An 18400-nucleotide genomic window follows, 5' to 3' on the forward strand; every position below is an offset into this window, starting at 1 on the left:
AATTGGTGGTTCTGCAATGGACGGTATTGCTCGTCAACCAGAAGCGGCCTCTAAAATCCAAACTGCGATGTTAATCGCTGCTGCCTTCGTTGAGGCTGTTGCGCTTTTCGCAGTAGTAGTTGCCCTAATGGGTAATGGCTAATTAAACTTGTGCCCGGTTAACACCGGGTACAAATTTTTAAAAAGAAAACACTAGATATAATAATATAAGATGGAATTATTAGTACCGGAATTTGGTTTAGTTATTTTTCAAACAATAGCCTTTCTATTGTTAATGTTTATTTTAACCAAGTTTGCTTGGAAGCCAGTTTTAGCGGCCATCAAAGAGCGTGAGAACTCAATTGATGAGGCGTTAAGCAAAGCTGAATTAGCTAAACAGGAAATGGCTCGTTTAACTTCTCAAAACGAAGAGTTAATGAAATCTGCACGTGCTGAGCGTGACCAAATGCTAAAAGAAGCTAAAATATTAAAAGATAATATCGTTAATGAAGCAAAAACTCAAGCGCATGCTGAGGGGGCTAAATTAATTGAGAAAGCAAGGATCGAAATCGAGAATCAAAAGAAAACTGCTTTGTTTGAATTAAAAAGTCAGGTTTCAAGTTTATCTATCGAGATTGCAGAACGTGTTTTACGTGAGCAACTAAAAGATAAATCTACGCAGGAAGATTTGGTTGCAAATCTTTTAAAAGATGTTGAATTAAACTAATTGTTTCAATTAGATAAATAAGATTAAAATGTCAGAAAATAAAGCAGCATCAAGATACGCCAAATCGATCATTGACCTTTCCAATGAGCATAATGTGATGGAAGAGGTTAAAGCGGATATGGTTTTAATATCAGGTGTCATCCAGCGTAACTCGGAATTGGAAGCGATCCTTAAAAACCCTATTATTCCTGTAGCTAAAAAAGAAGGTATTTTGGCCGATTTATTTAAGGGCAAGGTGCATGTGATCACCAATTCATTTATGAACCTGATGGTTAACAAAGGTCGTTCGGCCATTTTGTTTTCTGCGACGAAACAAGTAATTACACAATACAATGAGTTAAAAGGTATTGTTACTGCTGATGTGTCGTCTGCTGTTGCACTTACCGCTGAAAACAGGTCGGAAATTGCTGCCATTGTTAAAAAGGAGATCGGTGCTAATGAAGTGGTGATCAACGAAAAAGTAGATGCTGACCTGATAGGTGGTTTTATTCTGAAAGTTGGTGATAAACAATTTGATGCTAGTATTGCCGGCGGGTTGAATAAATTAAAAAAGGAATTTGCCCAGGGCGTGGTATAATTCACAAGATAAAAGTTAAAAAAATTACTGATTTACAATAGAAAATATAAATTATGGTAGAGGTAAGACCAGACGAAGTATCGGCAATTATCAGGCAACAATTGTCGGGCTTTAAATCAGAAGCTGAACTGGAAGAAGTAGGTACCGTATTACAAGTGGGTGATGGTATTGCCCGTGTATATGGTTTAACTAAAGTTCAATCAGGTGAGCTTGTTGAATTTGCAAGCGGATTGCAAGGTATCGTTTTGAATCTTGAAGAAGATAATGTTGGTGTAGTAACGTTAGGATCTTCAGCTGATGTTAAAGAAGGCGATACAGTAAAAAGAACTACAAAAATTGCCTCTATTAAAGTAGGTGAAGGTATGCTTGGCCGTGTTGTAAATACAATGGGTGAGCCTATCGATGGTAAGGGGCCTATTTTAGGGGAGACTTACGAAATGCCTATCGAACGTAAAGCGCCAGGTGTAATTTACCGTCAGCCAGTTAATGAGCCTCTTCAAACAGGTATCAAAGCTATTGATGCGATGATTCCAATTGGACGTGGACAACGTGAGTTGGTAATTGGTGACCGTCAAACTGGTAAATCTGCCGTTTGTATCGATACTATTATCAATCAAAAAGAATTTTACGAAGCAGGTAACCCTGTTTATTGTATATATGTAGCTTGTGGTCAAAAAGCAAGTACAGTAGCTAACGTAGTACGTACTTTAGAAGAAAATGGCGCAATGGCTTATACCATCGTGGTTGCTGCATCTGCTGCAGATCCTGCTCCATTACAATTCTATGCGCCTTTCGCAGGGGCGGCTATCGGGGAGTTCTTCCGTGATACAGGTCGTCCGGCGTTAATCGTTTATGATGATTTGTCTAAACAGGCTGTTGCTTACCGTGAGGTTTCCTTGTTACTTCGTCGTCCACCGGGTCGTGAAGCTTATCCTGGAGACGTTTTCTACCTTCACAGTCGTTTATTAGAGCGTGCTGCAAAAATCAACCAGAATGATAACATTGCTCAAGCCATGAATGATTTGCCTGAGTCTTTGAAAGGTATAGTTAAAGGTGGTGGTTCATTAACTGCATTACCTATTATCGAAACTCAAGCTGGTGACGTTTCTGCTTATATTCCAACTAACGTAATTTCGATTACTGACGGACAGATCTTCTTAGAATCTAACTTGTTTAATGCAGGTGTTCGCCCGGCTATTAACGTAGGTATTTCCGTATCTCGTGTAGGTGGTAACGCACAAATCAAGTCAATGAAGAAAGTTGCTGGTACATTGAAATTGGATCAGGCTCAATACCGTGAGTTAGAGGCTTTCTCTAAATTCGGTTCTGACTTAGATGCAGCAACCAAATCTGTATTGGATAAAGGTGCGCGTAACGTAGAGATCCTTAAACAAGGTCAGTTCTCTCCACTAACCGTAGAGAAACAAGTTGCGATCGTTTATATCGGTACTAAAAACTTAATGCGTTCAGTTCCTGTAAACAAAATCAGAGAATTTGAAGCAGAATATTTACAACAGTTAGAATTGCGTCACCCTGAAACTTTACAAGCGTTAAAAGCGGGTAAATTGGATGATACAGTAACTGGTGTATTAGAAACAGTAGCTAAAGAACTAGCAGGTAAATACTAATTTGCTCTGGCAGAAGATAAAAAAGAATGGCTAATTTAAAAGAAGTAAGAATACGTATAGCGTCGGTACAATCTACACAGCAGATTACCAAAGCCATGAAAATGGTTTCGGCTGCTAAGTTAAAGCGTGCCACCAATGCTATTACTCAATTACGTCCCTACGCTACAAAGCTTAAAGATATCCTTGGAAATCTTTCTGCAAGTTTGGAAGGAACTACCTCTCCATATCTGCAAGAACGTGAGCCTAACAAGGTTTTAATTGTAGTAGTATCTTCTAACCGTGGTTTAGCAGGTGCCTTTAACATGAACGTGATTAAAGCCGCCAATAACCTTATCGCGGAGAAATACAGTGATCAATTTGCCAAAGGGCATGTAAGCATTGCTGCCATTGGAAAGAAGGCTCAGGACTTCTTTGAAAAACGTAGCTATAAGATGGTTGGAAACAACAACGGGGTTTATGCAGCACTTACCTTTGAAAATGTAACTAAAATTACCGAATCCATCATGGCTGGGTTTGTGAAAGGAGAGTATGATAAGGTGGAGGTAATTTATAACCGCTTTAAAAATGCTGCCGTTCAATTTGTTACTACAGAGCAATTGTTGCCACTTCCGAAACCGGAGCAGACAACAGTGCAAACTTCTAATATTGATTTTATTTTAGAGCCTTCTCAGGAACAAATTGTAGAACAGTTAATTCCGAAGTCGATTAAAATCCAATTATACAAAGCATTATTAGATTCACATGCTTCTGAACATGGTGCAAGAATGACTTCCATGGATAAAGCCACGGAAAATGCAGGTGATTTGTTGAAAGCTTTAAAATTAGCTTACAACCAGGCGCGTCAGGCGGCAATCACAACCGAGTTATCGGAAATTGTGAGTGGTGCTGCTGCACTAAACGGATAGTTCTTGAACACATACGAAAGCCTTTACCTTCGCAGGTAAAGGCTTTTTTAATATAATCTATTTATGAAACGACTATATACCCTGTTAGTGCTGAGTTTGCTATTTCAAAGCAGCTTATATGCACAAAAGAAAAATGATCAGGGTTTCCGCGATTATACCAATGCGGTGTTATGGCAGCAGCACTCAGGTGAGTTACGCGCCCTTACTTTTCAGGCCTACAACTTCGCAAGGCTATCGTTGTTAGAGCAGCTTAAAACAGCCGATACCACTAAAAAGAATGCTGTGGTTGTTGATATCGATGAAACGGTTTTAGATAATTCTCCTTTTCAAGGTAAAGAGCTTCGGAAAGGACTTAGCTATTCTCAAGCTGATTGGGAAGACTGGACCAGTAAAGGTTTGGCCGATACCATTCCAGGAGCCCTCGGCTTTCTTAAATTTGCAGCCCGGTTTAATGTCGAAGTTTTTTATGTAAGTAACCGCCTGACATCTGAAGCTGCCGGCACGTTGAAAAATCTACAACACTTTGGTTTTCCGAATGCTGATGCTGAGCACCTGTTGCTTAATAGTGGTACTTCCGACAAGGAACCTCGCAGGGAAAAAATAGGCGAGCAGTACAATATCCTGTTGTTGTGTGGCGACAATTTAAGCGACTTGTCGAATGTCTTCTACCGGGAGAACAAAAATACAAAGGAAGAGGTTGACCGTGCATGGCAATTGTTTGGAACCAAGTTTATTGTGTTTCCTAACCCAATGTATGGAGATTGGGAAAAGCAATTATACAAGGGCAAAGACTTAAAAGAAAAAGAGAAAGCAGATCAAAGGCTGGAAGCCTTAAAAACTTATTAGTGGTTTATGCTTTTTTAAGGAATTAATAATTAATTTTGTAGAATTAACATATAAACTTTATCATGGATCAGAAACCAAAATACAATACCGAAAGCATGCAAAGAGCTAATCAAACGTCTATTTATCAATTAATGACGATTGGAGTCATTGTCAGTATAATTGGCGTATTTCTTCGTTTTGCTGGTGATTCAATGATGTTATCTATTGTATCTTGGGTAATTTTATTCGTTGGTGCTTTCATTTGCTGTAAAGCAGTTTTCAAAATACTAGGTTCCTAATTCCAGGTTTAGAATTTGAACATATAAAAACAGTCCCGGATGATTATCCGGGACTGTTTTTGTTTTGACCAGTATATGGTCAGTACGTTTACTGCAACAAAACAGCGCTGGTTAATAATGGGCTAGATGATTCTTTTTTTATTGTCTTTAACAAATGATTCCCAGCCAGAATAGGACTTTCCTTTTCCGCTGGTACTTACCCGTTGAAAAGAATGGCAAACTGCAACCGCCAACCCATCGGTAGCATCTAAAAATTCAGGTGTCTCTTTAAAATTGAGCAGCCTTTGTAGCATGGCAGCCACTTGTTCTTTACCTGCACTACCACTTCCCGTAATGGATTGTTTAATTTTCCGTGGTGCATATTCAGAAACCGGAATGTTCCTTGACAGGGCGGCCGCCATCGCAATACCTTGTGCCCTGCCTAGCTTCAGCATTACCTGTATGTTTTTGCCATAGAATGGCGCTTCAATGGCCAGTACATCGGGTTTGTACTCATCCAGCAACACAATGGTTTTCTCAAATATCCTTTGTAATTTTAGAAAATGGTCATCCATATGATCCATGCGAACGATCCCCATGGTGATTAACTCTATTTTACTTCCCTTCTCCAGAATTACCCCGTAACCCATTACGGCTGTTCCTGGGTCGATACCCATGATAACCCTTTCCTTTTTTTCCGCCAACATAGAACAATATTAAGCATATTTGCAGATAGTAAAAGTAAAAAATTGACAGCCACCCACAAAAAGCTCATCTCTTACAGTCTAAAAATTGCCATCGTGGTATTTGCATTTTGGTTTATTTACCAAAAACTGAGTACTAATAACGATTTAAAGGAATTTATTCTGCTTATGCAGGCTACCCCAGAAAGTCAAATCTGGCTGGTATTATCTATAGTCAGCTTGCTTATGCTGCTTAACTGGGGATTGGAGGCTGTTAAATGGCAAAGGCTCATTAAATCGGTAGAGAAGCTTAGTCTCTGGCGGTCTATAGAATCTGTTTTTTGCGGATTAACCTTAGCAATATTTACCCCTAACCGTTTGGGTGAATATGGCGGCCGGGTGTTTTTTCTGTCGCCTAAACGAAGGATCATTGGTGTAATCGCAATGGCGGTGGGTAACATTGGCCAATTGGTATTAACCAATATTTTTGGTTCCATTGCTGTCTGCATGTTTGTTTACCGTTTCAAGTTATTGAACGAAGGTTTATTTCTTGCACTTTGTGCTTTTGCTACTGCATTTTGTCTTTTTTTCTTCTTCTTCTTTTTTAATATCAAATGGCTTAACAGCTTACTGCTCTCCATTAGATGGACCCGGCAGTATCAACGCTTTTATAGAGTTTTGTCCCGGTACAAAAAAGTAGAGCTCACCAAAATATTATTGCTTTGCCTGGCACGTTATGTGGTTTTCAGCACACAATATTTTATCATGTTCAAATGGTTGATTCCAGAGCTGCATGCCATAGATATTATCATGATGGTATGTATTTTGTTTTTTGTACAGTCATCCCTGCCATCGCTTGATTTATTTGACATCGGAATCCGTAGTGTTACGGCCTTGTTTTTCTTTAACTATGTTACCGATAAAAATGCTGCTGTAGTGGCCTGTACAGCCAGTATTTGGCTAATAAATATCATTATTCCTGCTATATTAGGATCTTACTTCGTATTTAAACTCAACTTCTTTGGAAATACTCAGCGTAGTTAATGTTGTCAGTCTTTTTTTAACCCTGCTTTATGTGGTGGTCGTCATCAGTTTCATCATTGGATGGAGAAAATTACGTGACTATTCTCCAACGATCAGGCAAGGGCAAACCCCCGTAAGCATCATTGTGGCTGCGCGTGATGAGGAAGAGAACATTGCTAAAACCATTGAAGATATACTGGCCCAAACCTATAGCCATGAACTCACAGAAGTTATTTTCATTGACGATCATTCCACCGATCGCACTGCAGAAATCATATCCCGATACCCACGGGTAAAGCTGATCAGTCTGCAAGAGAAAACCTTAAATTCCTATAAAAAGAAAGCTATTGAAACCGCAATTGGCGGGGCTAGTGGCAAGTTGATCATCACTACAGATGCTGATTGCAGGATGGGTGCTGAATGGCTGCAAACCATTGTGCAATATTACGAAGAGAACGATTATAAAATGATTTCTTCACCTGTGGCTTACACAGGGGAGAAAAACTTCTTTGAGCGTGCGCAGTCACTGGAATTCTTATACCTGATTGGCCTGGGGGCATCAACCATTGGCAACAACAAACCGTCCACTTGCAACGGCGCAAACCTTGCTTATGAACGCGATGCCTTTTATGAGGTAGGTGGATTTAAAGGGATTGACGATCTGGCTTCTGGTGACGATGAATTGTTGCTACATAAAATGGCCGCACGTTACGGTCAGAAGATAGGTTTTTTGAAAAACAGAAATGCTATTGTTTACACACAGGCAAAACCCACTTTAACCGAGTTTATACAGCAGCGTAAGCGTTGGGCATCAAAAAGCACCCGGTATAAAAATAAAAGTATTATTGTTTTGGGTGTTTTAATATGGTTGTTTAACCTCAGCATTGTATGTAATATCGTTGCTGGCCTGTTTAACCCGGTATTTTTATATATTTCGCTGGTACAGCTCCTTTTTAAAATAATGTTTGAATTCCTATTTTTAAGGGCGGTTACCGGTTTTGCGCGTCGCCGGGAGCTAATGGTATTATCACCTATACTCAGTATCATGCACATTGTTTACATTTTATTCATTGGCATTGCTGGAAACTCCGGAAAATATCAGTGGAAGGGAAGAATGGTAAAATGAGCAAACACCAGCAGAGCCCATCAAAAAAGATATGGAATAAATTCAAGAAAAATAAGCTGGCTTTCGGCGGTATGATCTTTATTGGCGTACTGATGGTGATGGGGATATTGGGATATTTAATTACGCCGGATCATTCGCCAATGGCCAATACCATGCACCTGCAGCTGAGCAACAAAAAGCCAGGGCGCACTTTTCAGTTTCTCATAACCTCAAGAAATCCTGATGTGGAGCAGGTGAACCTGTTTACTAAAATGCTCAAAGGGCAGGAGCCTAATTTTAAGAGTATCCCCATCACATCTTACCGGGTTAAAGGCGATGTAATTTATGCCAGGGAATACATAGGCGACGAAGAGCAAGCTGAGGAAACCGTTTTCCCGCGTTTTGGAGGTAAGCAGGTATATAAACAAACATTTTGGCTAGGTACCGATATGTATGGCCGCGACATGCTTAGCCGCCTCATCATAGGCATACGGGTCTCCTTATCAGTAGGTTTAGCTGCCGTTATCATCTCCTTAACCATAGGGATCAGTTTGGGTGCCCTGTCTGGCTATTTTGGCGGTAAAGTTGATGCAGCCATCAGCTGGTTCATGAATGTGGTGTGGTCATTACCATCGCTATTGCTGGTTATTGCTATATCCTTTGCCCTGGGTAAAGGTTTCTGGCAGATATTTATAGCTGTTGGTTTATCTACGTGGGTAGATGTGGCCCGCCTGGTGCGCGGCCAAGTGATGGCATTGAAAGAAGTAGAGTTTGTAGAGGCAAGCAGGGCTTTGGGCTTTCCTACCAGCAGGATCATTGTTAAACACATTCTTCCTAATATTGCCGGGCCTATTTTAGTTGTAGCATCAGCTAATTTTGCAGCTGCCATTATTTTAGAATCCGGCCTCAGTTTTCTCGGTTTTGGGGCCCAGCCACCTATGCCCAGTTGGGGCGGCATGATAAAGGAAAACTATGGTTACATTATTATGGATGCAGCTTACCTGGCCGTTTTACCTGGACTGGCCATCATGTTTACCGTTTACGCATTCAACCTTCTTGCCATAGGATTGCGCGATGCTTTTGATGTAAAATCTCAAAATGTAACGGTTTAAGTTAAATCGTTATTCCCTATCTTTGTTTCATGTTGTTAAATTGTTATCAGGAAGAGCTTTTAGAGGCGGGCTGTGATGAGGCTGGGAGAGGCTGTTTGGCCGGACCGGTATTTGCTGCCGCCGTAATCCTGCCCAAAGATTTTGTTGCAGGTGAATTAACGGACTCTAAAATGCTTAATCACAAACAACGTGATGAATTGCGCATTATCATCGAAAAGACAGCCCTTTGCTGGGCAGTAGCCTCCGTTGATAACGAAGAAATCGACAGGATCAATATCCTGAACGCTTCTTTTCTGGCCATGCACCGGGCTATCGAAAAGCTAAGCATTAAACCACAATATCTAAGTATTGACGGTAACCGCTTTAAAACTTATCCTGAAATTCCTCATACCTGCGTGGTAAAAGGCGATGGTAAATACCTGAATATAGCCGCTGCCTCCATTTTGGCAAAGACCCATCGTGATGAATATATGGTGAAACTTGCGGAGGAATATCCCCTGTACGACTGGCACCAAAACAAAGGCTATCCCACCATTATGCATCGCAATGCATCCTTAAATTACGGTTTAACACCCTACCACCGTAAAACCTTCACCATAAGCAGTCCACAGTTAATTCTATTCGAAAACAACGAAAGATAATTAGTAAATTAACATCGGTGAAAGTATTGATGTTAACTTATAAAGTCCCTTTTCCACCTAACAGTGGGTACCCCATCGTAGTTTATAACACGATAAAAGGACTATTGAACCATGATGTAGAGGTTACGTTGTTTAGCCTTAACACTAAGGTAAACCATGTAGATCCCGATGATATTTACGATCCGGTGTATGAGGCTATTAACTTCTATACCCATGATATTGAAACGGAGGCAAACCTCTGGGCCATGCTACTCAATGTGTTCTCTAATGAGTCTTACAATGTGTCGCGTTATTATACAGAGGATGCCGCTAAATTATTAGAGAATATCTTACGTGAACACGAGTTTGATATCGTTCAGTTTGAAGGGCTGTTTGTGGTCCCTTACCTCGATGTGGTGAAAGCGAATAGCAATGCCAAGTTAATTTATCGTGCACATAACATTGTTTTTGATGTATGGGAACGATTAGCCTATACCGAAAGGTTTACACCAAGAAGAAAGTACCTGGAGTTTCTGGCCAGGAGGTTAAAATCATATGAGACGGACCAGATTAACCGTTTCCATCAAATCTTTGCCATCAGTGAGCAGGATCGGCAAAGCATCCTGCGTTTTGGTTGTGAAACCAGACTGGAAGTCCTTCCGGTAGCGTTAGACCTTGACAAATACATCACTACCACACCCAGTAATACTTCCCCTACTTTGTTTCATTTAGGTGCCATGGATTTCCGTCCCAATAAAGAAGGGTTGGAGTGGTTCCTTTACGAAATATGGCCCGATATTGAAAAGCTGAATAGTGAACTGCGTTTTTACATTGCTGGAAAAAATATGCAACAGGAGTTTTTCGAATACGATTCGGATAATGTGGTGGTTGAAGGGGAGGTTCTGGATGCTGTAGAATTTATCAACTCCAAAGCCATCATGATTGTACCGTTATTGAGCGGCAGTGGTATGCGGGTAAAAATCATTGAGGGTATGGCCATGCGTAAATGTATCATTGCCACAACCATGGCAGCCGAAGGAATTTTTTGCCACCATGGTAAAGATATTCTCATTGCTGATACCCCGGATGAGTTTTACCGTTCCATACTGCAATGCATTACCAACCCCGGTAAACTGGTGGAAATTGGCGAACATGCGCGTAAAACTGTCAACAAATATTACAACATTTCCACCATCTCTGCGCATATGCTCAAAATCTACGAACGTTTACTTAATACATAAAAATGTGTACTTTTGGGCTACATTAAGCACAAAAAGATAGCATGAAGAATACCGCGTTAACAGAAAAACATATAGCATTAGGCGCTAAAATGGTGCCATTTGCGGGATACAATATGCCCGTTCAATACGAAGGAATCAATGCGGAGCACAGCACAGTTAGAAACGGGGTTGGGGTATTCGACGTAAGCCACATGGGCGAGTTTATCCTTAAGGGCGAAAAAGCGTTAGACCTGATCCAACGCGTATCCAGTAATGATGCTTCTAAATTATACGATGGTAAAATTCAATACGCTTATTTGCCTAACGAAAAAGGCGGTATTGTTGACGATTTATTGATATACCGTATAGATGAAAAAACCTATATGCTAGTGGTTAATGCATCGAACATAGAGAAAGACTGGAACTGGATCCAGAAATTCAATACAGATGGCGTGGAAATGCACAACATCTCTGATAAAACTTCCTTATTGGCTGTACAAGGGCCAAAGGCTGCGGAAGCTTTACAAAGTTTAACAGACATTGACCTTGCTTCCATGGAATACTACAATTTTAAGAAAGGTACATTTGCTGGTATAGAGAACGTATTGATATCTGCTACGGGTTATACTGGTGCAGGTGGCTTTGAAATCTACTTTGAAAACGAAAATGCTAATGCCATATGGGATGCCATTTTCGAAGCAGGTGCACCGTTTAACATCAAACCTATTGGTTTAGGCGCACGCGATACCCTACGTTTAGAAATGGGCTTCTGTTTATATGGAAACGACATTGATGATACAACATCGCCATTAGAAGCTGGCTTAGGCTGGGTAACAAAATTCACAAAAAACTTCACTAATTCTGAAGCGTTGAAAGCACAGAAAGAAGCTGGTGTGAGTAAAAAGCTGATGGGTATTGAAATGATAGACCGTGGTATCCCCCGTCATGATTACCAGATCGTAGATGCAGATGGAAATGTAATTGGTAAAGTAACTTCAGGAACGCAGTCGCCATCTTTACAGAAAGCCATTGGTATGGGGTATGTAGAGAAAGCATTGGCAAAGGAAGGTGCAGAAGTTTACATCCTGATCCGCGACAAAAAGGTGAAAGCAAAACTGGTTAAATTCCCATTTAAATAGTTGGCAAGCCTAGATGCAAAGGAAAATTGAAGTGTGTTTAACTCCGGCACTGCTGGATTTATATACTATTGAAAACAGTATTGTGGTGGTGATAGATGTGCTTAGGGCAACTTCATCAATGGTGTATGGATTGGATAATGGCGCAGAAGCCATTATTCCAGTGGCACAGGTAGATGACTGCCTGCAATATAAAGACCTTGGTTACCTGCTTGCAGCGGAAAGAAATGGGGAAGTGGTTGAAGGCTATGACTTCGGAAATTCCCCATTTTCCTATACCAAAGAAAAAGTTGCTGGTAAAACGGTGGTGCTCACTACCACCAACGGCACAAAAGCTTTACACATGGCCAGGGCACGTGCTTACCAGGTAGTGATTGGTTCTTTTTTAAACCTGGATTTTTTATGCAAGTGGCTCAAACAACAGGATAAAGATGTGTTGTTGCTTTGTGCAGGATGGAAAGATCAGTTTAACCTCGAAGACACCTTGTTTGCAGGTGCTGTGGTAAGGGAATTGAAAAGTAGCTTTACCCAATTCGACGATTCTTGTGTAGCCGCAGAGGATCTCTATACATTAGCAAAAAAGGACTTGCGTACCTACATGATGAAATCATCGCATAGCCACCGCCTGGCCGCTTTAAATATTGAAGAAGATGTGAAGTTCTGTTTGCAGTTAAACCTCTGCCATACTATTCCTATCATGCTCGGCGACAAGCTGGTGCCGCTAGACTCTAACTAACCGCCCCGGTAAGCGTTTTGATCAGTGGATTCCCTTTAATGGTTTTTAAGGCTTCTTCATAAGCCAGCCAATAAATGGTTTCCGCTTGTTTTGTGTCAAAAGCGCCAATCACTCCCATGTTTTTTGGTTCAATAAGGATATTACAAAAAGCAGATTTCTGTTCCATATCACGATTAATCAGCATCATTCCGGCACGGCCAACCAGTGATTTAAACGTAGTTAGTTTTTCTATGGGTTTTAAATGGTTGCAAGATGATCCTATGATGAAATCGCAATCTGTTAGCAAAGGTTCTACCGGAAAGTTATTCATTACCCCACCGTCAACATACATCTTATTGTCGATCATAATGGGTTTAAAGATCCCGGGAATACAGCTTGACGCTAATATGGTCTGTATAACAGGCCCTTTGGTTACATATTCTAATTTACCTTCAGAAAAGTTAGTTACCGCTACGGTAAGCGGAATCTTCAATTTTTCAATCCGATCTTCGGGGAAATAGGGCTTTAATAACAAAGCTGTATTTTGAATGTCTACAAGACCCAGTGCACCTATTGCAGGGCGGATAAAACGCAGTAATTTTGTTTTAATAATAATATTCAGACATTCTTCGGGGTCTAAGCCAGAGGCGAATAAGGCGCCGGCAATGGAGCCCGCACTGGTGCCGCTAATGTGACTAAAAGTGATGCCCTGGTTAACGAATGCTTTTAAAACACCGAGGTGGGCAATTCCTCTGATTCCTCCTCCTGATAAAACGATGCCTACTTTTGCCATAAATGGATTAATGATTATGGTGTGTAAGTTGGCGAAATTTTTTGTGAATTTAATAACCAAGCATGCTGAACAGGAAGTAAGTCTCTATTGGTATAGCGTATAACTTATTAAGTAACTTAAATTAAAACTAAGATAGAGCCCAACGAAGCTTACCTCAATTTTAAAAAATATAGGCAATTGTGGTGTGGAAAAGTGTAGTATTTAGCCTGAATGAATCTGAGATGAATACGACATGTAGCCGTGTTTTTTTTCTGGTTAAAGTAGCATTAATACAGTCCATGTTGAATTTAACTTAAAGTTATGGTAAGGTACATACAAATCATCGGGCTGTTATGATAAAGGAAAACCGTTGTGAGCGGCAGCAATCCACGGTACCAAAAACTGGAAAAACACCTCCCGATCAGAAAAAATAGATAAATTTGTCGTGTTATATGTTATAGCTATATTAAAACGATGGATATGAAAAAAGCGATTATTGCAGTACTCTTCTTATTGGCGACCGTTCCAACTTTTGCCCAAAACTATGCTGCCCGTGACTATGGGTTTCGATTAGGACTTACCGCACACCCTACTTTCGGTTGGTTAAAACCAGAAGATGGAAAAGGCAATGGTTTGAGTTTAGGGTTCTCCTATGGAATGTTAGCAGATTTTAATTTCGCTGAGAACTACAGTTTCGCCACTGGCTTAACCATAACCACCATTAATGGAAAGAGTACAGAAATAAATGCAAGACCTTATCACATCGGTGATCCTTTTGCTTTTCAGATGACACCTTACAACCTTAAATACAAATTACAATACCTGGAAATACCCTTCACTGTTAAGTTGCGTACTGATAAAGTTGGTACTGTGAGCTGGTATGGACAGTTTGGATTATCGAACGATTTTAATATAGGCGCCAGGCAAAATGTTGAACTAGACGGCAGGGAAACTGAAAACAATAAAAACATTAAGGATTACACCAAGTTTTACCGCGCAGGTTTGATATTAGGTGCAGGTGGTGAATTTGATATGAATAACAATTCGGCTATTTCGCTTGGCCTAACCTATAACAACGGTTTTACCAATATTGTTAAAAAACAAGACAGAAGTGTTCGTAGTCACTATGTTGGCCTTAATTTTGGTGTATTCTTTTAATGACTATGAAAATTGCCTTAGCCCAGCTTAATTACCATATTGGTAATTTTGAACACAACACTGCGAAAATTATTGAAAATATCCAGCTTGCTAAAGCCAAAGGCGCCGATCTGGTTGTTTTTGCCGAACTTGCTGTTTGTGGTTATCCACCACGCGACTTCCTGGAATTTGAAGAATTTATAAGCTTATGTGAAGAGGCTGCGCAAGAAATTGCCCGTCACTGCCAGGATATTGCCTGTATCATCGGTCTGCCGGTTAAAAACGAGGCCATAGCGGGTAAGGACTTATACAATGCAGCTTATTTTATTGAGCAGGGGAATGTTAAGTCCGTCACACGGAAAGCATTACTACCTAATTACGATGTATTTGATGAGTACCGTTATTTTGAACCTGCTACACAATTCCAGTGTATTGAGTTTAAAGGACAGAAAATTGCCCTGACCATCTGCGAGGATCTGTGGAACATTAACAATAATCCGCTGTATGTGTCGAATCCAATGGATGAACTGATTAAGGAGCAGCCCGACCTCATGATAAACATTGCGGCTTCGCCTTTTTCATATACTCATGATGAGGCCAGGGCAGTAGTGTTAGCTGATAATGCCCGGAAATACCATTTGCCTTTATTTTACGTAAATCAGGTAGGCGCACAAACAGAGATTGTTTTTGATGGTGGCTCGCTTGTTTTTGATGCACAGGGAAACCTGTTAGATGAGATGCCTTATTTTAAGGAAGAACTTCGGGTATATGAATTTGCCGATCAGCGTGTGCAGGGATTGTCACCTATTAAGCCAGAAGCGGCTTCTGACATCGCACAAATCCATGATGCACTGGTATTAGGAATAAAGGATTACTTCTCTAAATCTGGCTTTAAACAGGCTGTTTTAGGCTTGTCTGGTGGAATAGATTCAGCGGTGGTATGTGCATTGGCATGCAGGGCACTGGGGCCGGAAAACGTAATGGCGGTTTTAATGCCATCGAAATATTCAAGTGACCATTCTATTAAAGATGCCCTTGACCTGGTGAATAATATTGGCTGTAAACATGAGGTCATTGCCATCAAAGAAGCTGCTGATGCTTTCGATAACATGATGGCTCCGGTATTTGAAGGCTTGCCTTTTAACCTGACCGAAGAGAATATTCAGGCACGTTGCCGCGGTATTGTGGTGATGGCCATGTCGAATAAGTTTGGCTATATTTTGCTCAACACCTCTAATAAAAGTGAATGTGCGGTAGGTTATGGAACCTTGTATGGCGATATGTGTGGCGCCATCGGCGTCATTGGCGATGTGTATAAAACACAGGTATACGAACTGACCGATTATATCAATAAGGGTGGCGAGGTAATTCCTAAGAATACGGTGGTCAAACCACCATCTGCAGAGCTCAGACCGGGACAACAGGATTCGGATTCCCTGCCTGATTACGATACCCTGGATAAGATATTATTCGAATATATCGAGTTGCGTAAGAGTTCTAAAGCTATTATCGAACAGGGTTATGACGAACAGCTGGTGCGCCGGATCATCAAAATGGTGAACACAGCAGAGTTTAAGCGTTATCAAACCCCTCCAATATTAAGGGTATCTCCCAAAGCATTCGGCATGGGGCGCCGCATGCCAATCGTTGGGAAATACCTCTCCTAAGTTTTAAGCCGGCTTTACCTTTTTTATCCAGTGTTTATAAGGGATAATTAAGGCAAGAAACAAGGCTGTGATCGATAGTAATATTGCAATCAGGTCACCGCTCTTACTGTAAAAAGTAAGCTCATCATTCAAATTTACATTTTCTTGCAGGGCTGTTTGGGTCCACCAGGCACTGCGTTTCACCACATCGCCCCGTTGGTTGATAAAACCGGAGATTCCGGTATTTGCGGAGCGTGCCACCCAGCGGCGGTTTTCTATAGCCCTTAATTTGGCGTATAAGAAATGCTGGTCTTTTCCGGAGGTGTTACCCCACCAGGCGTCATTGGTAATGATAGCGATGAACTGAGCGCCATCCTTAACCGATTGGCCAATCCAATCGCCCCATAAAGATTCATAACAAATCACCGGTGCCACACCAATGCCACTATAAGCATAAAAAACACTTGGTTTTTCCTGCCAGCCCCATCCACCAATGGTACCACCAAGCTGAGCAAATACCGGTTTTAAAAAAGCCATCACGGTAGGGAAGGGTAACTTCTCCACACCGGGTACTAATTTAGATTTATGGTAGAATTGTATGTTTGCTGAATTCTCAATCTGCATGGCTGTATTGAAGTTATCGAAATACAAGCCAGAATTAGGGTCGTGTTTAGCACTGATTGTCCGCTGGTCGCTATATACCCTGACGGTTTCAATACCCGTGATCAGTGAGGCATTGGGATATTTTTTGATAAAATTTTGCAACTCCATAAATTCCTGGCTGTTGCGGATCTGTTCTTCATCAAGGTAACTTGGTATGGCGGTTTCCGGCCACAGGAAATATTCAGTATCTACTTTGCCAACAGAGTCAGAAAGATGTATTAACAGGTTAAGTTGCTCGGCGGTACTGATGCCCCCAAATTTCTTGTAAGGATCTATATTAGGCTGTACCACCACCACAGATGCGGGCCTGGATTTTTCTTCATAACCATTGTACTTAATTAAAGATATGGCACCCGGAAGAATTACCACAAAAGCCCAGGCCAAAGCAGTACGGTATTGAAGGTATCCTTTTTGGGATATATAAGCTTTGTAAGCCTCGAAAGCTAAAATATTGCTTAACAGGATCCATACTGATCCACCATAAACGCCGGTAAATTCGTACCATTGTGCCAATTGGTGCATGCCTGCAAATCCGTTACCTAAGGTCATCCAGGGAAAGGAAAGCTCCCAGGTCTGGTGTAGGTATTCCATGGCGATATAAAAGCTGATTAAACCGGTGTAGGCAACCTTTTTAGAGGTGTATAGGCTTAATCGGTAATACAACCAGAAAGCAAAAGTCATGAGCAAGGCACCCAGGCCAAAAGGTATCAGTGACACCAAAAAGGCAATAACAGCGTTGTTATCTGCACTAATGGCATTATATACCCAATAGATACAGGCAGTGTTCCACACCAGGAAAGTTAGGCCAGCAGAAAGAAACACTTGTTTTCCTTTTTTCAGGCTGTTTCCATTCCTGATCCGATCAATGGCGATGAGTAAGGGCACTAAGCCAATCAGTAATAAAGGCCCGGTATAAGGCATAGGTGGCCAGGCCAGCCACAATATAAAAGCACTTAATAAAGCGGGTATAACCGTATTCTTATAATCCATCTAAATGCTGTCTAAAATACTTGCTTTTTTAGCTTCGTATTCCTCCTGGTTGATTAATTGCTTATCAAATAAAGTTTTTAATTTCCTTAGCTTAAGCGTGGTCTCATCTTCTGGTTCTTCCACAACTTCTGATGCAGGCGCTACCACTGGGGCTTGGATGTCTGTTTCATCAACTTCTTCAATGATGTCAATGGGCGTAAACTGGGGCAGTCCGGTTGATTTCTTAAGTTCCTCCTGCTCTTTGTTTAATTCCTTCTTGTAGGCATCAAGTTGTTCCTGTACCGCCTGGTATAATTTTCTGGCCTGCACTTTAGGAATATACTCGGTAACAATGTTTTCACCTTGCTGCGGAACGCATATAAATTTAGAACCGAAAAGTTCTTCTTTAAAAGATACCTCTTTAATGCTTTTCCAGGAAATGTCTTTAAAGTTCATCGTAATCCCAAAGTTTGTGGGCTCACAGTAAAAAATCCGTTTATTGCTTAGCGCAATACAATCAGGCATCAAGTTTACTGCCGGACGTTTCTGTACGGCTATGTATAGCAGTTCTTCATTGCTGCTTAGCAAATCCGTTAGTTTACCTACAACTTTATCAACCGTTTTAGGGTCTTGCTCGTCTGTTAAAAATTGATCTATTAACATGGGGTATATTTTTATGA

20 protein-coding genes are annotated in these 18400 nt (G+C 40.9%); 16 read left to right on the plus strand and 4 right to left on the minus strand.

The window, feature by feature from the left end; translation table 11 throughout:
* The 7 genes from atpE to ACR2F3_RS06675 all read left to right on the plus strand — a co-directional run.
* Nucleotides 1–142, plus strand: a 142-nt coding sequence (atpE, locus tag ACR2F3_RS06645) for an ATP synthase F0 subunit C (protein WP_432709223.1), incomplete at its 5' end; no start/stop codon positions are given.
* 69 nt (nt 143–211) lie between these two features.
* Nucleotides 212–706: a F0F1 ATP synthase subunit B gene (atpF, locus tag ACR2F3_RS06650; RefSeq protein WP_432709197.1), complete on the plus strand. Its 495-nt coding sequence runs from the start codon at nt 212–214 to the stop codon at nt 704–706.
* Between the two features lie 28 nt (nt 707–734).
* Nucleotides 735–1283: an ATP synthase F1 subunit delta gene (atpH, locus tag ACR2F3_RS06655; RefSeq protein ID WP_432709198.1), complete on the plus strand. Its 549-nt coding sequence runs from the start codon at nt 735–737 to the stop codon at nt 1281–1283.
* 53 nt (nt 1284–1336) lie between these two features.
* Entirely contained in the window at nt 1337–2911 is a 1575-nt protein-coding gene (atpA, locus tag ACR2F3_RS06660) for a F0F1 ATP synthase subunit alpha (protein WP_432709199.1), read from the plus strand.
* A gap of 26 nt (nt 2912–2937) precedes the next feature.
* Nucleotides 2938–3816 (plus strand): ATP synthase F1 subunit gamma, encoded by an 879-nt coding sequence (gene atpG / locus ACR2F3_RS06665; protein ID WP_432709200.1) that lies wholly within the window; start codon nt 2938–2940, stop codon nt 3814–3816.
* Between the two features lie 63 nt (nt 3817–3879).
* On the plus strand, nt 3880–4662 hold the full coding sequence (locus tag ACR2F3_RS06670; RefSeq protein ID WP_432709201.1) for a 5'-nucleotidase, lipoprotein e(P4) family: 783 nt from the start codon (nt 3880–3882) through the stop codon (nt 4660–4662).
* A gap of 62 nt (nt 4663–4724) precedes the next feature.
* Nucleotides 4725–4940 (plus strand): hypothetical protein, encoded by a 216-nt coding sequence (locus tag ACR2F3_RS06675; RefSeq protein ID WP_432709202.1) that lies wholly within the window; start codon nt 4725–4727, stop codon nt 4938–4940.
* Between the two features lie 122 nt (nt 4941–5062).
* On the opposite strand, the gene ruvC is transcribed toward ACR2F3_RS06675, so the two are convergent.
* Nucleotides 5063–5626 (minus strand): crossover junction endodeoxyribonuclease RuvC, encoded by a 564-nt coding sequence (gene ruvC / locus ACR2F3_RS06680; RefSeq protein ID WP_432709203.1) that lies wholly within the window; start codon nt 5624–5626, stop codon nt 5063–5065.
* 42 nt (nt 5627–5668) lie between these two features.
* Here ruvC and ACR2F3_RS06685 point away from each other — a divergent pair, with 42 nt between their 5' ends.
* From ACR2F3_RS06685 to ACR2F3_RS06715, 7 genes are read left to right on the plus strand one after another with little or no spacing between them, the layout of a single operon-like run.
* A complete protein-coding gene (locus ACR2F3_RS06685; RefSeq protein WP_432709204.1) occupies nt 5669–6646 on the plus strand; it encodes a hypothetical protein in 978 nt (325 codons plus the stop codon).
* Complete coding sequence (locus ACR2F3_RS06690) at nt 6624–7751, plus strand: glycosyltransferase family 2 protein (protein ID WP_432709205.1); 1128 nt, start codon at nt 6624–6626, stop codon at nt 7749–7751. Before ACR2F3_RS06685 ends, ACR2F3_RS06690 begins: the two co-directional genes overlap by 23 nt.
* Nucleotides 7748–8842, plus strand: coding sequence for an ABC transporter permease (locus tag ACR2F3_RS06695; RefSeq protein WP_432709206.1), 1095 nt, complete (start codon nt 7748–7750; stop codon nt 8840–8842). The genes ACR2F3_RS06690 and ACR2F3_RS06695 overlap by 4 nt, the downstream gene beginning before the upstream one ends.
* 29 nt (nt 8843–8871) lie before the next feature.
* The gene (locus ACR2F3_RS06700; protein ID WP_432709207.1) at nt 8872–9483 is read left to right on the plus strand and encodes a ribonuclease HII; all 612 of its coding nucleotides are present in this window, start codon (nt 8872–8874) and stop codon (nt 9481–9483) included.
* Nucleotides 9484–9500: 17 nt separating this feature from the next.
* Nucleotides 9501–10703: a glycosyltransferase family 4 protein gene (locus ACR2F3_RS06705; protein ID WP_432709208.1), complete on the plus strand. Its 1203-nt coding sequence runs from the start codon at nt 9501–9503 to the stop codon at nt 10701–10703.
* Between the two features lie 41 nt (nt 10704–10744).
* Entirely contained in the window at nt 10745–11821 is a 1077-nt protein-coding gene (gene gcvT / locus ACR2F3_RS06710; RefSeq protein WP_432709209.1) for a glycine cleavage system aminomethyltransferase GcvT, read from the plus strand.
* A 13-nt stretch (nt 11822–11834) separates the two neighbouring features.
* Nucleotides 11835–12554, plus strand: coding sequence for a 2-phosphosulfolactate phosphatase (locus ACR2F3_RS06715; RefSeq protein ID WP_432709210.1), 720 nt, complete (start codon nt 11835–11837; stop codon nt 12552–12554).
* On the opposite strand, the gene ACR2F3_RS06720 is transcribed toward ACR2F3_RS06715, so the two are convergent.
* Nucleotides 12547–13326: a patatin-like phospholipase family protein gene (locus ACR2F3_RS06720; RefSeq protein WP_432709211.1), complete on the minus strand. Its 780-nt coding sequence runs from the start codon at nt 13324–13326 to the stop codon at nt 12547–12549. The genes ACR2F3_RS06715 and ACR2F3_RS06720 overlap by 8 nt on opposite strands.
* A 459-nt stretch (nt 13327–13785) precedes the next feature.
* On the opposite strand from ACR2F3_RS06720, the gene ACR2F3_RS06725 reads away from it, so the two are divergent.
* A complete protein-coding gene (locus ACR2F3_RS06725) occupies nt 13786–14463 on the plus strand; it encodes a porin family protein (RefSeq protein ID WP_432709212.1) in 678 nt (225 codons plus the stop codon).
* Nucleotides 14464–14468: 5 nt separating this feature from the next.
* Nucleotides 14469–16109 (plus strand): NAD+ synthase, encoded by a 1641-nt coding sequence (locus tag ACR2F3_RS06730; RefSeq protein WP_432709213.1) that lies wholly within the window; start codon nt 14469–14471, stop codon nt 16107–16109.
* Between the two features lie 3 nt (nt 16110–16112).
* Here ACR2F3_RS06730 and lnt read toward each other — a convergent pair whose 3' ends face one another.
* On the minus strand, nt 16113–17741 hold the full coding sequence (gene lnt / locus ACR2F3_RS06735; RefSeq protein ID WP_432709214.1) for an apolipoprotein N-acyltransferase: 1629 nt from the start codon (nt 17739–17741) through the stop codon (nt 16113–16115).
* A complete protein-coding gene (locus ACR2F3_RS06740; protein WP_432709215.1) occupies nt 17742–18383 on the minus strand; it encodes a PH domain-containing protein in 642 nt (213 codons plus the stop codon).
* Between the last annotated feature and the right edge of the window lie 17 nt (nt 18384–18400).

This window comes from Pedobacter sp. (assembly GCF_045627485.1).
Taxonomy (GTDB): domain Bacteria; phylum Bacteroidota; class Bacteroidia; order Sphingobacteriales; family Sphingobacteriaceae; genus Pedobacter.

What these genes read in the sequence shown, in the direction of transcription:
- atpF (WP_432709197.1), top strand. Translation starts at nt 212, where the DNA reads ATGGAATTATTAGTACCGGAATTTGGTTTAGTTATTTTTCAAACAATA.
- atpH (WP_432709198.1), top strand. Translation starts at nt 735, where the DNA reads ATGTCAGAAAATAAAGCAGCATCAAGATACGCCAAATCGATCATTGAC.
- atpA (WP_432709199.1), top strand. Translation starts at nt 1,337, where the DNA reads ATGGTAGAGGTAAGACCAGACGAAGTATCGGCAATTATCAGGCAACAA.
- atpG (WP_432709200.1), top strand. Translation starts at nt 2,938, where the DNA reads ATGGCTAATTTAAAAGAAGTAAGAATACGTATAGCGTCGGTACAATCT.
- ACR2F3_RS06670 (WP_432709201.1), top strand. Translation starts at nt 3,880, where the DNA reads ATGAAACGACTATATACCCTGTTAGTGCTGAGTTTGCTATTTCAAAGC.
- ACR2F3_RS06675 (WP_432709202.1), top strand. Translation starts at nt 4,725, where the DNA reads ATGGATCAGAAACCAAAATACAATACCGAAAGCATGCAAAGAGCTAAT.
- ruvC (WP_432709203.1), bottom strand. Translation starts at nt 5,626, where the DNA reads ATGTTGGCGGAAAAAAAGGAAAGGGTTATCATGGGTATCGACCCAGGA.
- ACR2F3_RS06695 (WP_432709206.1), top strand. Translation starts at nt 7,748, where the DNA reads ATGAGCAAACACCAGCAGAGCCCATCAAAAAAGATATGGAATAAATTC.
- ACR2F3_RS06700 (WP_432709207.1), top strand. Translation starts at nt 8,872, where the DNA reads ATGTTGTTAAATTGTTATCAGGAAGAGCTTTTAGAGGCGGGCTGTGAT.
- gcvT (WP_432709209.1), top strand. Translation starts at nt 10,745, where the DNA reads ATGAAGAATACCGCGTTAACAGAAAAACATATAGCATTAGGCGCTAAA.
- ACR2F3_RS06715 (WP_432709210.1), top strand. Translation starts at nt 11,835, where the DNA reads ATGCAAAGGAAAATTGAAGTGTGTTTAACTCCGGCACTGCTGGATTTA.
- ACR2F3_RS06720 (WP_432709211.1), bottom strand. Translation starts at nt 13,326, where the DNA reads ATGGCAAAAGTAGGCATCGTTTTATCAGGAGGAGGAATCAGAGGAATT.
- ACR2F3_RS06725 (WP_432709212.1), top strand. Translation starts at nt 13,786, where the DNA reads ATGAAAAAAGCGATTATTGCAGTACTCTTCTTATTGGCGACCGTTCCA.
- ACR2F3_RS06730 (WP_432709213.1), top strand. Translation starts at nt 14,469, where the DNA reads ATGAAAATTGCCTTAGCCCAGCTTAATTACCATATTGGTAATTTTGAA.
- lnt (WP_432709214.1), bottom strand. Translation starts at nt 17,741, where the DNA reads ATGGATTATAAGAATACGGTTATACCCGCTTTATTAAGTGCTTTTATA.
- ACR2F3_RS06740 (WP_432709215.1), bottom strand. Translation starts at nt 18,383, where the DNA reads ATGTTAATAGATCAATTTTTAACAGACGAGCAAGACCCTAAAACGGTT.